The 14,721-nt window shown below is 67.1% G+C and carries 10 protein-coding genes; 7 read left to right on the top strand and 3 right to left on the bottom strand.

Features of this window, described 5'->3' with window-relative positions:
* The first annotated feature begins 149 nt into the window (after positions 1-149).
* From C7443_RS12150 to C7443_RS12130, 5 genes are all read left to right on the top strand, one after another.
* Complete coding sequence (locus tag C7443_RS12150; protein WP_110018936.1) at positions 150-1,214, top strand: HlyD family secretion protein; 1,065 nt, start codon at positions 150-152, stop codon at positions 1,212-1,214.
* Entirely contained in the window at positions 1,211-3,937 is a 2,727-nt protein-coding gene (gene rbbA, locus C7443_RS12145) for a ribosome-associated ATPase/putative transporter RbbA (protein WP_110018885.1), read from the top strand. Before C7443_RS12150 ends, rbbA begins: the two co-directional genes overlap by 4 nt.
* A gap of 13 nt (positions 3,938-3,950) precedes the next feature.
* On the top strand, positions 3,951-5,087 hold the full coding sequence (locus C7443_RS12140; RefSeq protein WP_110018884.1) for an ABC transporter permease: 1,137 nt from the start codon (positions 3,951-3,953) through the stop codon (positions 5,085-5,087).
* Between the two features lie 67 nt (positions 5,088-5,154).
* A complete protein-coding gene (locus C7443_RS12135) occupies positions 5,155-5,541 on the top strand; it encodes a hypothetical protein (protein WP_146213298.1) in 387 nt (128 codons plus the stop codon).
* Positions 5,542-5,689: 148 nt separating this feature from the next.
* Positions 5,690-6,916 carry a Bcr/CflA family multidrug efflux MFS transporter gene (locus tag C7443_RS12130; protein WP_110018935.1) on the top strand — a complete coding sequence of 409 codons (1,227 nt, stop codon included), beginning with the start codon at positions 5,690-5,692 and terminating at the stop codon, positions 6,914-6,916.
* A gap of 173 nt (positions 6,917-7,089) precedes the next feature.
* Here the strand turns inward: C7443_RS12130 and C7443_RS12125 are convergent, their stop codons facing one another.
* The 3 genes from C7443_RS12125 to C7443_RS20530 all read right to left on the bottom strand — a co-directional run bounded on the left by C7443_RS12125 (position 7,090) and on the right by C7443_RS20530 (position 11,434).
* Positions 7,090-8,838, bottom strand: a complete 1,749-nt coding sequence (locus C7443_RS12125; protein ID WP_246004642.1) for an asparagine synthetase B family protein — start codon at positions 8,836-8,838, stop codon at positions 7,090-7,092.
* A 350-nt stretch (positions 8,839-9,188) separates the two neighbouring features.
* Complete coding sequence (locus C7443_RS12120) at positions 9,189-10,346, bottom strand: tyrosine-type recombinase/integrase (RefSeq protein ID WP_110018881.1); 1,158 nt, start codon at positions 10,344-10,346, stop codon at positions 9,189-9,191.
* A complete protein-coding gene (locus C7443_RS20530; RefSeq protein ID WP_110018880.1) occupies positions 10,343-11,434 on the bottom strand; it encodes a coiled-coil domain-containing protein in 1,092 nt (363 codons plus the stop codon). Before C7443_RS20530 ends, C7443_RS12120 begins: the two co-directional genes overlap by 4 nt.
* 272 nt (positions 11,435-11,706) lie before the next feature.
* On the opposite strand from C7443_RS20530, the gene C7443_RS20575 reads away from it, so the two are divergent.
* Both C7443_RS20575 and C7443_RS12105 read left to right on the top strand, forming a co-directional pair.
* Positions 11,707-14,115: a phage tail sheath family protein gene (locus C7443_RS20575; RefSeq protein ID WP_110018879.1), complete on the top strand. Its 2,409-nt coding sequence runs from the start codon at positions 11,707-11,709 to the stop codon at positions 14,113-14,115.
* Between the two features lie 30 nt (positions 14,116-14,145).
* Positions 14,146-14,670 carry a phage tail protein gene (locus C7443_RS12105; protein ID WP_110018878.1) on the top strand — a complete coding sequence of 175 codons (525 nt, stop codon included), beginning with the start codon at positions 14,146-14,148 and terminating at the stop codon, positions 14,668-14,670.
* Positions 14,671-14,721 lie beyond the last annotated feature (51 nt).

Here is a 14,721-nt window from a genome sequence, read left to right as displayed (position 1 = left end):
TGGCGCACACCGGTACCCGCCCGCTGTACGCGCCCGCCGGCTGCAGCGGCGGCAGTGACTGGAAACTTAGTCGATGCCCGCCCATAATCCAACAATCGTTGGTTAATACCCAGCAGGCCGCAATGGCCCGCGAGCGCCGGGAGTCGCGCATGAACGCCGCAACGAAGAAGGGGCTGGTCGGAGTCGTCCTGCTGGTGCTGCTGGGCGGCGGCGGGGCGCTGTGGTGGCTGCGGGCGCCGGTCGATGACGGCAGCTTCGTGCGCGGCAACGGCCGTATCGAGGCCACCGAGCTGGATGTGGCGGCAAAGACCGCCGGCCGCGTCGCCGAAATCCTGGTCAACGAAGGCGACTTCGTACAGGCCGGGCAGGTGGTGGCACGCATGGACCTGCGCACCACCCAGGCGCAGTTCGCCCAGGCGCGTGCCGAGGTTGCCAATGCCGAGAGTGCCAAGCAGACCGCGCTGGCGCAGATCGCCGAGCGCAAGGCCGACGTGACCATGGCCGAGGCGGTGCTGGTGCAGCGCCAGGCCGAGGCCGACCTCGCCCAGCGCACCAGCTCGCGCTCGGGCAGCCTGCTGGCGCGCCAGGCCATCTCGGCACAGACCGTCGATGAGGATGCCGCCCGCGCCCGCACCGCGGCCGCCAACGTCAACGTCGCCCGCGCGCAGATCACTGCCGCGCAGGCGGCCGTGACCGCCGCCGAGGCCGCCGTCGAACAGCGGCAGGCGGCGATCGACGCCGCCCGCGCCGTCGTCGAGCGGCTGCAGGCCGAACTCGAAGACGGCGTGCTGCGCGCACCGCGCGGCGGGCGCGTGCAGTACCGCATCGTGCAGCCGGGCGAGGTGGTCGCCGCCGGCGGCAAGATCGTCAGCCTGGTCGACATCGGCGACGTCTACATGACCTTTTTCCTGCCGGAGATGGCGGCCGGCCGCGTCGCGCTCGGCAGCGAGGTGCGCATCGTCCTCGATGCCGCCCGCCAGTACGTGATCCCGGCGCAGATCTCCTATGTCGCCAGCGTCGCGCAGTTCACACCGAAGACCGTGGAAACCCAGAGCGAGCGGCAGAAGATGGTGTTCCGCGTCAAGGCGCGCATCGATCCCGAGCTGCTGCGCCAGTACCCGCAGCAGGTCAAGACCGGCCTGCCGGGCATGGCCCACGTGCGCCTGCGCAGCGAGGCCGCCTGGCCGCAGGCACTGCAGGTGCATCTGCCATGAACGCCGGCGTGGTCGCACGCCTGAGCGGGCTGCGCCACCGCTACGGCGAACGTCTGGCTGCCGACGGCGTCGACCTGGAGATTCCGGCCGGCTGCATGGTCGGCTTCATCGGCCCGGACGGTGTCGGCAAGTCGACCTGGCTCGGCCTGATCGCCGGCGCCCGCCGCATCCAGCAGGGGCGGGTGGAGGTGCTCGACGGCGACATGGCCTCGCGCCGCCACCGCGAAGCGGTGTGTCCGCGCATCGCCTACATGCCGCAGGGCCTCGGTAAGAATCTCTACCCGACGCTGTCGGTGTTCGAAAACATCGACTTTTTCGGCCGCCTGTTCGGCCAGTCGCGCGCCGAGCGCGAGCGGCGCATCAGCGAACTGCTGGCCAGCACCGGGCTGACGGCCTTCGCCGGGCGCCCGGCGCAGAAGCTCTCCGGCGGCATGAAGCAAAAGCTCGGCCTGTGCTGCGCGCTGATCCACGATCCCGACCTGCTGATCCTCGATGAGCCGACCACCGGCGTCGATCCGCTATCGCGGCGCCAGTTCTGGGAGCTGATCGCGCGCATCCGCGCCGGCCGGCCGGGCATGAGTGTGCTGGTCGCCACCGCTTATATGGAGGAGGCCGAGCAGTACGACTGGCTGGTCGCGGTCGACAGCGGCCGCGTGCTCGCCACCGGCACGCCGGCCGAGCTGCGCGCACGCACCGGCAGCGAGACGCTGGAGGCGGCGTTTCTGGCGCTGCTGCCACCGGTGCGCCGGCGCGGCCACCACGCGCTGACGATCCCGCCGCTCGAAGCCGGTGAGGTGGTCATCGACGCCCGCGGTCTGCAGATGCGCTTCGGCGATTTCATCGCCGTCGACGACGTCAGCCTGCAGGTGCGCCGCGGCGAGATTTTCGGCTTTCTCGGCTCCAACGGCTGCGGCAAGTCGACGACGATGAAAATGCTGACCGGCCTGCTCAAGCCGACGCACGGCGAGGCGCGGCTGCTCGGCCAGGTGCTCGACGCCCGCAACCTCGATACCCGCCGCCGCGTCGGCTACATGTCGCAGTCGTTTTCGCTGTACGCCGAGCTGACGGTGCGCGGCAATCTGGCGCTGCACGCGCAGCTGTTCGATCTGCCGCCGGTGGACGCCGCCGCGCGCATCGACGAGCTGGTGCAGCGCTTCGATCTCGGCCCGGTGCTGGATGCGCTGCCGGATACGCTGCCGCTCGGCATCCGCCAGCGCCTGCAGCTGGCAGTCGCCGTGCTGCACCGACCCGACGTGCTGATCCTCGACGAGCCGACCTCGGGCGTCGACCCGGTGGCGCGCGACGGCTTCTGGGAGCTGATCATCGATCTGTCGCGCCAGGATGGCGTGACCATCTTCATCACCACGCATTTCATGAACGAGGCGCAGCGCTGCGACCGCATCTCGCTGATGCATGCCGGACGCATCCTCGACAGCGATGCTCCGGCGGCGCTGGTCGCCCGCCACGACGCAAGCAGTCTGGAAGACGCCTTCATCCGCTGCCTGGAGGCGGCGGGCGCCGAAGCGCCGCTGGCCGAGGCGACACCGGCGGCAGCGAGCACGGCGCCGGTGCCGACGGCGAGCGCGGCGCGCATCGCCCGCTTCAGCCTGGCGCGGCTGCTCAGCTTCAGCGCCCGCGAGGCACTGGAACTGCGCCGCGATCCGGTGCGGCTGACACTGGCACTGCTCGGCAGCGTCGTGCTGCTGCTGGTGATGGGCTACGGCATCAGCCTCGACGTCGAGAACCTGCGCTACGCCGTGCTCGACCAGGACCAGAGCATCGCCAGCCATGACTACACGCTGCGCATCGCCGGCTCGCGCTATTTCAGCGAGCAGCCGGCGCTGCACAGCCATGACGAACTCGACACCCGCATGCGCCACGGCGAGCTGGCGATGGCGGTGGAGATCCCGCCGAACTTCGGCCGCGATCTGGCGCGCGGCACGCCGACGCAGGTCAGCGTCTGGCTCGACGGCTCGATGCCGACGCGCGCCGAGATCGCCCGCAGCTACGTCACTGGCATGCACGCGCAGACGCTCGCCGAGGGGCTGCTGCTCAGCAGCGGCAATGCCAGCCAGGCGCCCGCCAGCATCGAGATGCGCTACCGCTACAACCCGGACATGCGCAGCATCGTGGCGATGGTGCCGGCGGTGATGCCGCTGATGCTGGTGTTCATCCCGGCGATGCTGACCGCGCTCGGCGTGGTGCGTGAAAAAGAGCTCGGCTCGATCCTCAACGTCTACACCACGCCGGTGACCAAGCTCGAATTCCTGCTCGGCAAGCAGCTGCCGTACATCGGGCTGTCGATGCTGAGCTTCGCGCTGATGTTCCTGATCGCCATCGGCCTGTTCCAGGTGCCGTTCAAGGGCAGCCTGCTGACGCTGGTCGGCGGCGCGCTGCTCTACGTCACCGCCACCACCTCGCTCGGCATCCTCGCCTCGACGATGACGTCGAGCCAGATCGCGGCGATCGCCGGCACCGCGATCGGCACGCTGCTGCCAGCGATCCAGTTCTCCGGGCTGCTCGATCCGGTGTCCTCGCTGCAGGGCGCCGGTGCGGCGATCGGCGCGGTCTACCCGACGGCGCATTTCCTGATCATCAGCAGCGGCACGTTTTCAAAAGCGCTCGGCCTGACCGATCTGACCGGCTCGTTCCTGCCGCTGCTGCTGACGCCGCCGCTGCTGACGCTGGTCTCGGCGCTGCTGCTGCGCAAGCAGGGGCGCTGAGCGAGGAGGGAAGATGCCGCGTCGTCTGTCTTTACGTCACATCGGCCAGCTCGGCTTCAAGGAATTCCGCAGCCTGTCCGGCGATATGGCGATGATGTTTCTGGTGGTGTTCATGTTCACCGGCTCGGTGTATTCGGAGTCGACGGCCAAGCCCGAGTCGCTGAACCGCGCCACCATCGCCGTCGTCGACGAGGATCGCTCGCAGCTGTCGACGCGCATCATCGCCGCGCTGCATCCGCCGCAGTTCATTGATCCGCAGTATGTCGATCTGGCCGAGATGGACCGCGGCATGGATGCCGGCCGCCATACCTTCGTGCTGGATATTCCGCCGAACTTCGAGCGCGACGTGCTCGCCGGGCGCGCGCCGGCGCTGCAGCTCAACGTCGACGCCACCCGCCTGAGCCAAGCGCAGACCGGCACCGGCTATGTGCAGAACATCGTCGGCAACGAGGTGCAGGCCTTCGTGCAGCGCAGTCAGGACAGCGTCGCCGCACCGCTGGAACTGGTGTCGCGGTCGGCCTTCAACCCCAATCTGCAGGCTTCGTGGTTTACCGCGATCACCGCGATCATCAACAACGTCACCATGCTCGGCATCCTGCTCACCGGCGCGGCACTGATCCGCGAGCGCGAGCACGGCACGCTCGAACACCTGCTGGTGATGCCGGTGACACCACTGGAAATCATGCTCTCCAAGATCTGGTCGATGGGCGTGGTGGTGGTGCTGGCCTCGTCGCTGTCGCTGCAGGTGATGGTCAAGGGCCTGCTCGGCATCAGCGTGGTCGGCTCGGCGACGCTGTTCGGCTTCAGCACGCTGCTGTACCTGTTCGCCGCGGCCTCGATCGGCATCTACATGGGCACGCTCGCCCGCAGCATGCCGCAGTTCGGGCTGATGTCGATCCTGGTGCTGCTGCCGCTGGAGATCCTCTCCGGCGCCACCACGCCGCGCGAAAGCATGCCCGAGCAGATCCAGTACCTGATGTCGTTCGCGCCGACCACGCATTACGTGGCGCTGGCGCAATCGATCCTGTTCCGCGGCGCCGGCCTGAGCGTGGTCTGGCCGCAACTGCTGATGGTCGCGGCCATCGGTGCCGTGTTCTTCGCTCTGGCGCTGCGTCGGCTGCGTCGCACCATCGGCGCGATGCAAAGCTGAAAGCAGCGTCCGGGCACAACCGTGCCGGAGTGCGGAGCACACCGGCCAAATGCTGGAGGTCATGAAAATGGCAAGCGAACTCGGCGAATACCTGCAACGCAGCCTGGAGGCACAGCGCAGGGTCTGGGACAGCTGGGCGGACATCGTGCCGGCACGACTGCGCGGAGACTGGCCGATACGCTTCGAGGGCAGCCTCAATCCGCTCGATCTGCTGGCCGCCCAGCGCGCCTGGCTGATCGACTGGAGTGCGATCTGGAGCCGCCACCTGGAAGCGATGAACGCCAGCCTGTGCAGCGCGCAACGCGAACGGCTGCTGGCCCGCGAGGCGCTGGGCGTGGCGATCTTCGATGCCGGTCTGGCCTGCCTCGATGAGCTGGCGCGCCTCGAAGCCTCGCAGGCACCTCAGCCCGAGACTCAGGCTCAGACATCCGAGTCTGCCGCCCCCCAGGCCTGAGCGCAGCGGCCGTCAGGCCCGCGAGCCATGCGTTTGCGCAAGCGCTGGTAAACCCCGCCCGTTGCCGCGAAACCGCAGGTTATAGTCGCCGACCCTGCCTGTGCAGCGGTCGGCAGACCGCATGCACCTCGCCGATGAGCGCTCGCCCATGAACACGCGGCCCGACCTGCCTCCGCTGCCACCCCGTTTCCTGCTGATCCTGCTGCTCGCCGCGCTGGCGGCCTTCGGGCCGCTGTCGATCGATCTGTATCTGCCGGCGCTGCCGGCAATCGCGCGCAGCCTGGCGACGGCGATCGAGCAGGTGCAGCTCACCGTCACCGTCTCGCTCGGCGGTTTCTGCGTCGGCATGCTGATCTACGGCCCGCTGGCCGATCACTTCGGCCGCCGGCCGGTGCTGCTCGGCGGCATTGCGCTGTTCACGCTGGCGAGCCTCGCCTGCATGCTCGCCGACAACGTCGACATGCTGCTCGCCGCGCGCTTCGTGCAGGCGCTCGGTGGCGGTGCAGCCTCGGTGCTGGCGCGGGTGGTGGCGCGCGACATTTACTCGCCGACCGAGGCCATCCGCATGATGTCGCTGATGGGCATGGTGACTTCGATGGCACCGCTGGTCGCGCCGCTGCTCGGCAGCGCCATCCTGCTGTGGGGCGACTGGCGCACGATCTTCGCCGCGCTGCTCGGCTGGGGCACGCTGGCGCTGCTGGCCAGCGGTCGCTGGCTGCCGGAAACCCTGCCGCGCGAGCGCGCCGGCGGCGGCGGCGCAGTGCTGGCCTTCGCCGCCTACGGCCGCCTGCTGCGCGATCCGGCGGCGCTCGGCCTGCTGCTCGCCGGCGGCATGTCGTTCGCGGCGATGTTCGCCTACATCACTGCCGGGCCGTTTTACTTCATCGAGCTGAGCGACCTGTCGCCGCAGGCCTACGGCGGCCTGTTCGCCGTCAACGCCTTCGGCATCTTCCTCGCCAATTACGCCAACAGCCGCCTGGTGCGCCGACTCGGCCCGCAGCGCCTGGCCGGCATCGGCTGCCTGATCACGCTGCTCGCCGGCCTGGCGCTGCCGCTGCTGCAGACGCACGTCGGCGTGATCGGCGTAGCGGGGGCACTGTTTGCGATGGTCGGCATGACCGGCCTGCTCGGCGCCAACTGCATCGGCCTGCTGATGCACGGCTACCCGCGCAACGCCGGCGTCGCCGCGGCGCTGTTCGGCGCCAGCCAGTTCGGTTTCGGCATGCTGGCGAGCGCCGCCGTCGGTTACTTTCACGACGGCAGCGGCGCACCGATGGCCTGGGTCATGCTCAGCGCCGCAGTGCTCTCGGCACTCGGCTTCCTGCTGTACCGGGCCTGCGCCGACGAGCGCTTCGAGCTGCAGCGCGGGCGATGAAGCGCGCCGCAGCCATCCGTTCGTTGCATGGCGGCGGATGGCTGTCGATACGCCGCATCGAAAACGCCCCCATGCAGGGTCTGAGGCCCGATTGAATCGCAAAGCTCAGGCGTCGATGCCGCTTTGGACGACTCGCTGCGAAAGCTGTTACGCCCCGGCCCGGGCACGGCTCATCAGACGTGATGGGCTTCCAGCCATTGCTCCAGCATCACCAGTATCCAGACGAGTTCGCCGTAGTAGGAGCTGTGCGCCGTATTGTGCAGTTTCAGCACTTCGTCGATGAATTCGGCACGAATCCAGCCGCGCTGCGCCAGCTGTCCCAAACTCTCGCAGGCCATCGCGCGCAAGGCCGGATGTTCTTTCATCCAGATACCGAAGGGCAGGCCGAAACCGTGTTTCTTTTTGCGCAGGATCTCAACCGGCAGAAAGTCCTGGGTCGCCTGCTTGTAGAAATAGCGCAGCCGATGGCCCGGCAGTTTCATGCGTGATGGAACACGGCAGGAAAACTCGACCAGTTCATCATCGAGCAGCGGATAAACGACATCGACACCCGCCAGCTCGCAGGTCCGCTGTACCTTGCGTAAATCGTTATCGGCCAGCGTGCGCTGCCAGTCGAGATACATCATGCGATTGAGCGAGGAGGCATCGGCCGGACGCCGGTAAATATCACGCATCAATTCTTCCGGCGCGTGTTGATCGACCTGCTGCAAAAAGTCCGGCGTGAACATCGTCGCCGCATCGATTCGGTGCAGGAAATTATAGCTTTCGAGGCGATCCGGCAGCGGAACACTGGCCTGCTCGACATAACTGCGTGCTTTACGCAGCAGTGCCGGAGTCTGCGGCAAAGCGGCGAGGGTGGAGCGAATGCCGGTCTTTAACACCCCCGGCAGATTGGCATACAGCTCAAAGACTTTCTGTTTCGCATAACGCTCGTTGCCGGCAAATATTTCGTCGCCGCCGTCACCGGCCAGCAGGCGCTCTATGCCGCATTCGCGCGCCATCTTCGCGCAATAATAAGCGGGCAGGGCGGAAGAATTTCCAAACGGCTCATCATAGTGTTCAGCGATCTGCGGAATCGATGCGACGACATCTTCCGGAGTAACGTAGTATTCATGGCGCTGCGTATTGAAATGCTGCACGGCAATGCGCGCATAGGAAATTTCGTCATAGCCGGCGACATCGAAGCCGATGGAAAAGGTATCGGCATTAGGCCTGATCTCGGAGAGCACGCCCGCAACCGTTGAAGAATCCAGCCCGCCCGAAAGAAACGCGCCGACAGCGGCATTGTCGGCCAATCGACCCACTGACTTGCGGATGATGCCCATCATCTCCGCACCCAGTGTTTTCATGTCCGCGTGGCTGTCTTCGGTGAACTGCGGCTGCCACCAGCAGCGCACCGTGACTTTGCCCCGCTGCCAATCAAATACATGAGCTCCGGGCAGCTTCGAAATACCGCGGAAGATCGACAGCGGACTCGGCACCATATGGAAATACAGATACGAATAAATAGCCTGCTCCGACAAGTGGCTGTCGATCCAGGCGATATCTTTCAAATATCCGGCATTGGTCGAACACGCGACCTGCTCCTGCGTGTGCGCATAAAACAATGGCCAGCGACCGATACGGTCGGTTGCCGCGAACACGCGCCCGGCCGCTTCATCGATGATCAGTAACGCAAAATCCCCGGCCAGCAAATCGAGAATGCCATCACCGCGCTGACGCCAGGCGGCCATCAGGGCCGCAGAATTACCTTGACTTTGCGCCAGTTCTTTTAAAGCAGAGTCTCGCCATTGCGGGTGTCCGCAGAAAACGGCATGCAGACCAGCGGAATCGCGGGAAAAACTTCCGGCATCCGCGTCGATACTCGCGGCACATGCGTCGCCGGATGACGGGCTTTGCTCGGACGCGTCCGTGTTGCGCAAGTGATAACTACCGCGAAATCCATACATGGGTATTGCAGCCTCGTGTGCCTGAATTATCGGTCCCGATCGCTTGAGCGGACACCGACAGATGAATGCTGAATGAAATGCCGGCCGCAGATGCACCGTCCAGACGTTTGTCAGCGGATTTTTCGATTTTTAACCTTATGCAAAACAGCGCTCTACCAAGTATGACAGGCGAACCATTTTGCCGGATTTCCCCATCATTTAATTCTCTTGTGCGCGGATGACAGCCGCGCAGTCATGCACGCGATGCATTGACGGGCACCGTCGAGCAGAAATGACGACGCGAGCGCGGATCTTCGCCGCCCGCGCCGACACGGCCGCGGAGCTTAGCGTTTGCGCCGATTCATCTCCCGCGCCAGTGCCAGTTTGTCGACACCGGTGTAGCGCGTGGTGGTCTGGATGCTGGCGTGGCCGAGCTGCTTCTGCACGATGTCGAGGCGGGCACCGGCATCGACGGTGGCGGTGGCGAAGCTGTGGCGCAGGCGATGCGGGGTGGCTTCGCGCAGACGCTCGGCACCGTCCGGGTCGCTCGTCTCCAGGCGCTCGGCGGCACGGGCATAGGCCGACTGCACGATGCGGTAGACGGTGTTTTCCGAACAGCCGCGGCGCTCCAGTTCGCCGCGCGTGGAAAACGCCGCCAACAGCCGGCCGCGCGGTTCATTGAGGCCGTTGCGCTGCATGTACTGCTGCCAGCGCCGCCAGGCGGCCAGCGCATCGCTGTTGAGGGCGACGTCGCGCGTCTTGCGGCCCTTGCCGGTGATGCGCAGGTACCAGTAGCGCGTGCCGTCGGCCGGATCGTCCTCGTAATGCAGCTCCTGACTGGTCGCGCTGGCGAATTCGCCGCGGCGCAGGCCGAGGTTGGCGAGGAACTGGATCGCGAACAGCTCACGCTCGACCAGGTGCCGCGGCGGGCCGTCATCGAGCGCATCGGCCTCGGCAGCGAGCAGGGCGATGACGTCTTCGAGCAGATCCCACTTCAGCGCGCGCATGCGCCACTGCGCGGAATTGTCGACCGGCGCACGCTCGCGCGCGACCGTGAACGGATTGTGCTCGACGTGCTGCGTGCGCTGCAGGTAGCCGTAAAACCCGCCGAGAATCAGCACCATCTGCCGCAGGCCGGCGGGCGTGAGGCCGTTGACGAAGGGCGCGCCGTCGTGGCTGCCGCGGCGACCGCGCCAGTTCGCCGGTGGATTTTTGGCGAAGGTCTTGTAGGCGACCACGTCCTCGCGCGTCGCCGCGGCCAGCGGCTTGCCCTGGTATTCGCGCAGCCAGCGCTGATAGCGCAGCACTTCGCGGGCGTAGGCCCGCTGGGTGTTCGGCCGCTCGCTGAATTCGAGCAGATAAGCCTGCACGGCGGCCTCATCCGAGCTGAAACCGCGCACCGGCGCGGCACGCGGAAGGAGGGTGCCTTCGAGCGCCGTCTCGGCAGGCGGCAGGTGTCCAGCAACGGGCGCGAGCCCCTTGTCGTCAGCTTTGCGGTTCATGCCTCGGCTCCGGATGCTCCGGGGGTGGCCGGCTTTATCGCATGCGCCCGGGCGCGTCGCCACAAACGCCACAGGCGCCGGGCGAGGACTTCGCGGCGGCGCAGCCGCGTGCGCAGCTGACGCTGCTCGGCTTCGACCGATTCCAGCCGCGCGCCGAGTTCGCTGACGTGCTGCGCGCGGGTTTCGAGCAGTGCCCGCGTCGCTGTCAGCGCCTCCTCAAGACTGCCGGCCCGCAGCTCGGCGGCCTGCGTGCGCGCCGTCTGCGCCGTCATTTCCGCGCGCTGGCTGGCGAGATTTTCATCAAGTGCGCGCTGGGTCCGCACAGCGTCTTCGAGGCGCTCGCTGAGCTGCTCGCGGGCTTTCTCCGCTTGTGCACGCTCGGTTTGCTGCGCCTTGCGCTGCGCCGCCAGTTCGGTGCGCAGACGATCGATTTCCAGCAAACGTTCGCCGTCGAGCCGGCTGGCCGCCTCGCGCTGGGCAGCGAGTTCCTCGGTGGCGGCACGGCGTTCGCTGTCGAGCTGCGCGCGCAGCTGGGCGCCGGCACTGGCTTCCTGCGTCAGCGCCGCCTGCAGGTTGTCGAGGCGTGCTTCCAGCGCCGTGCGTTCGGCCTGGCGTTCGCGCTCGCTGCGGGCGGTGGCTTCGCGGGCTTCGGCGAGCAGCACCTGCTGCTGGGCGAGCTGGGTGGCGAGCTCGCCGGCACGGCTGGCCGCGGCTTCGGCGGCGAGCTGGGCATCGTGCACGCGGGCGGCGGCAAGCGCCTCGGTTTCCTGCAGTTGCGCGTGGAAGCGTTCGCGTTCGGCGTCGAACGCCGCGGCCGCCTGCAGGGCGAGTTTGCCGCGCAACTGGGCGACGAGTTCGAGCACGTCGGGTTCGAGCTCGATCAGCTGCGTGTGCGCCGCCAGTCGTGAAGGGAGTCGGTCCCAGCAGCTTTTGACCTGGGCGGCGATGGCGTTGTTGTTGCGCCGGCCGTAGTCGTGGCGTTCGAGCCAGTCCTGCACGGCTTCGATCGTCGGCTTGCGGCCTTCATGCAGCAGCAGATGAACGACGGCTTCGTCGACGAGGTCCTGCAGCGCGGCACGGGTGGTCATTTCGGGCGGGTCCGGCAAAAGTGATTGAATAAAAAATATCACAAATACGGTTTAAATACATATCAACCCTACCCAATATGAGTGGCAAGTATAATTATCACTCATAAATACTGTGTGCAGAAATCTCACTCGAACAAGCGCTTGATTGCCCCCCGCCCATTGCTAGCCTCCGGCATACCCGGTCGATCGCGCGCCCTGCGCCACGATGTCGCGGGCGGATTCGGTCGACGAAGGCGCCGATCCGGAGCCTTCCTGCCACAGGGAGAGCACGCATGGTTCAGGTCAGCTATCCGGGCGTCTACATCCAGGAAAAATCGAGCGGCGTGCGCACGATCACCGGCGTCGCGACGTCCATCGCCGCCTTCTTCGGCCGCGCCACCACCGGCCCGCTGCGCAGCGCGGTGCGCTGCCTCGGTTATCCGGATTTCGTGCGGACCTTCGGCGCTCCGCACCCGCAGAGCGAACTCGCCTGGGCGGTACGCCAGTTCTTCGACAACGGCGGCACCGACTGCTACGTCGTGCGCCTGGCCAATGCCGCGGCACGCCGCGCTGAAGTCACGCTCGGCAACGATGCCGGCACGCCGGTGCTGCGCGCGCGCGCCAAAGTCGAAGGCCTGTGGGGCAACGGCCTGCGCCTGGAGGTGGACTACGCCACACCGAATCCCGGCGAGACCTTCAATCTGCGCGTACTGCTCGAAACCGGCGGCACCGTCACCGCCAGCGAAACCCACGTCAACCTGAGCATGGACCCGGCCGCCGCGCGCTTTGCGCCGAGTTTCGTCAGCCAAGGCTCGACGCTGATCGACATCGAGCTCGACGCCGGCCTCGATCTCAACGCCGGACTGATGGCCGCCGGCTATTCCGAGGCGCGCCGCCCGCTCGGCGGCAACGACGCAGCGGTACAGACCGTCTTCGATGACCTGATCAACCCGGCCGCCGGCACGCGCCGGCACAGCTTCGAGCTCAGCGTCGACGGCTCGGCCTGGGCGCTGGTCAACCTGAGCACGCTGGCCGCGGTGCCGGCAACGGCCGCGGCAATCGCTACCGAGCTGCAGACACGGATCAACGCTGCCGTCGGCGCGCTGGTGCCGGCGCGCCAGGTGGCGGTCGCGATCACTCAGGATGCCGCGGCCGACAACCAGTTCTTCCTGCGCATCACCGCCAATACCGCCGGCGGCGACAACGCCGCGGTGCGCGTGCGTCGTGCCGCCAGCAATGATCTGGCCGCCAGCCTGCTGCTCGGGGCCGACAACGGCGGCGTCGAGATCGCCCGGCGCAGCGAATTCCGCCCGGTGCCAAGCGGCTCGCTGCTGCGCTTCGAGGACGGTGCCGGCGGCCTCGCCCGCCTCAACGACTTCACCGGGCTGGCGCAGGACGCCATCACCCAGATCACCATCGGCGCCGAGCCACCGCTGGCGCTGAACCTGCAGACCACCGCGGCGCCGACCGACCTCTGGTACCTCGATGCCCGCCCCGGCGACAGCCCGAGCGGCCACCTCGACGGCGTGCGTGAAAAACTGCAGCGCATCGCCAGCGCGATCAGCGCCGCGCCCGGTTCGCGCTATCGCGCCGAGCTCCAGGGCAGCTATCAGCTGGCGATCCTGGCCAAGGACGGCACGCTCAACGAAACGCCCGCCGCGATCGCCTTCAGCGGCGCCGGCGCGGCGACGCTGAACGCCGCGCTGCAGCTCAACACCCGCCAGTACGCGCTCGGCACCGCCGGCACCAGTACTTTTGCCAGCGGCGGTCAGGACGGCAATGACGGTGGCATGCCCGACTTCGCTGATTACGTCGGCGATCCGGTGCAGAAGACCGGATTCTTCGCGCTCGACACCGTCGACATCTTCAACCTGATGATTCTGCCCGCCGATCTGGAGATGCCGGATGCCACGCGCCAGCAGCTCTGGGGACCGGCGAGCATCTATTGCGCGGCACGGCGCGCTTTTCTATTGATCGATCCGCCGGCCAACTGGGTCGACGCCGCAGGACTCCCGGCGATCGTGCAGAACTCCTCGCAGGTCAATGACCTGCGTGCGACCGTGGTCAAGGATCACGCGGCGGTGTTCTTCCCGCGCCTGCGCTTCAACGACCGCGGCACGATCCGCAGCGCCGGCCCCACCGGCGCCATCGCCGGGCTGATCGCGCGCACCGATGCCAGCCGCGGCGTGTGGAAGGCGCCGGCCGGCACCGAGGCCGATCTGCGCGGCATCGCCGGCCTCGAAGTCAAGCTCACCGACCTCGAAAACGGCGTGCTCAACAAGCTCGGCGCGAACTGCCTGCGGGTGTTCCCCAGCGGCTTCGTCAACTGGGGCGCACGCACGCTCGACGGCTCCGATGACCTCGGTTCGGAGTGGAAATACATCCCCATCCGCCGCCTCGCGCTGTTCATCGAGGAATCGCTGTTCCGCGGCACGCAGTGGGTGGTGTTCGAGCCGAACGACGAGCCGCTGTGGGCCAAGATCCGCCTCAATGTCGGCGTGTTCATGAACGGCCTGTTTCGCCAGGGCGCCTTTCAGGGCAGCACGCCGGACCAGGCCTACTTCGTCAAATGCGACGCGGAAACCACCACGCAGGCCGATCGCAACCTCGGCATCGTCAACATCGAGGTCGGCTTTGCGCCGCTGAAACCGGCGGAGTTCGTCGTCATCACGATCCAGCAGATTGCCGGCGATCTGCAGTAAGCCGCCAGCCCCTGAACGGAGATCGCCCTCATGGCCAAAGGCTTCGTGACCAACGCGCACCGCATCGATCCGTACAAGAACTTCAAGTTCCGGGTGCTGTGGGACGGCCGTACGGTGCTCGGCGTCAGCAAGGCCGGCGCCCTCAAACGCACCACCGAGGTGGTCAAGCACCGCGACGGCGGCGACAACAGCTTCGAGCACAAATCGCCCGGCCGCACCAGCTACGAGGCGCTGACGCTCGAACGCGGCATCACCCACGACCCGGAGTTCGAGAACTGGGCGAACCTGGTGCACCAGTTCGCCGGCGACCCGGCGATGGACCTGGTCAATTACAAAAAGGAACTGACGCTGGAGGTGCTCAACGAAAAAGGCCACGTCGCCAAGCGCTACTTCCTGCACCGCTGCTGGGTCAGCGAGTACACCGCCGTGCCCGATCTCGACGCCAACGCCAATGCGATTGCCATCGAAAGCCTGAAGATCGAGCTGGAAGGCTGGGAGCGCGACGTCGAGACCAAGGAACCCGACGAACGCTCACCGGTGCCGGCGGCGCCGTGAGCGCCGGGCGTGAGCCGCGACCGGCCGCCGTGCCGGCCGCGACCCGTGCCG

The sequence above is a fragment of the Plasticicumulans acidivorans genome (assembly GCF_003182095.1).
Lineage (GTDB): Bacteria > Pseudomonadota > Gammaproteobacteria > Competibacterales > Competibacteraceae > Plasticicumulans > Plasticicumulans acidivorans.
This window is presented reverse-complemented; position numbering and strand designations above follow the sequence as displayed.

What these genes read in the sequence shown, in the direction of transcription:
- C7443_RS20575 (WP_110018879.1), top strand. Translation starts at nt 11,707, where the DNA reads ATGGTTCAGGTCAGCTATCCGGGCGTCTACATCCAGGAAAAATCGAGC.
- C7443_RS12135 (WP_146213298.1), top strand. Translation starts at nt 5,155, where the DNA reads ATGGCAAGCGAACTCGGCGAATACCTGCAACGCAGCCTGGAGGCACAG.
- C7443_RS20530 (WP_110018880.1), bottom strand. Translation starts at nt 11,434, where the DNA reads ATGACCACCCGTGCCGCGCTGCAGGACCTCGTCGACGAAGCCGTCGTT.
- rbbA (WP_110018885.1), top strand. Translation starts at nt 1,211, where the DNA reads ATGAACGCCGGCGTGGTCGCACGCCTGAGCGGGCTGCGCCACCGCTAC.
- C7443_RS12120 (WP_110018881.1), bottom strand. Translation starts at nt 10,346, where the DNA reads ATGAACCGCAAAGCTGACGACAAGGGGCTCGCGCCCGTTGCTGGACAC.
- C7443_RS12130 (WP_110018935.1), top strand. Translation starts at nt 5,690, where the DNA reads ATGAACACGCGGCCCGACCTGCCTCCGCTGCCACCCCGTTTCCTGCTG.
- C7443_RS12105 (WP_110018878.1), top strand. Translation starts at nt 14,146, where the DNA reads ATGGCCAAAGGCTTCGTGACCAACGCGCACCGCATCGATCCGTACAAG.
- C7443_RS12140 (WP_110018884.1), top strand. Translation starts at nt 3,951, where the DNA reads ATGCCGCGTCGTCTGTCTTTACGTCACATCGGCCAGCTCGGCTTCAAG.
- C7443_RS12150 (WP_110018936.1), top strand. Translation starts at nt 150, where the DNA reads ATGAACGCCGCAACGAAGAAGGGGCTGGTCGGAGTCGTCCTGCTGGTG.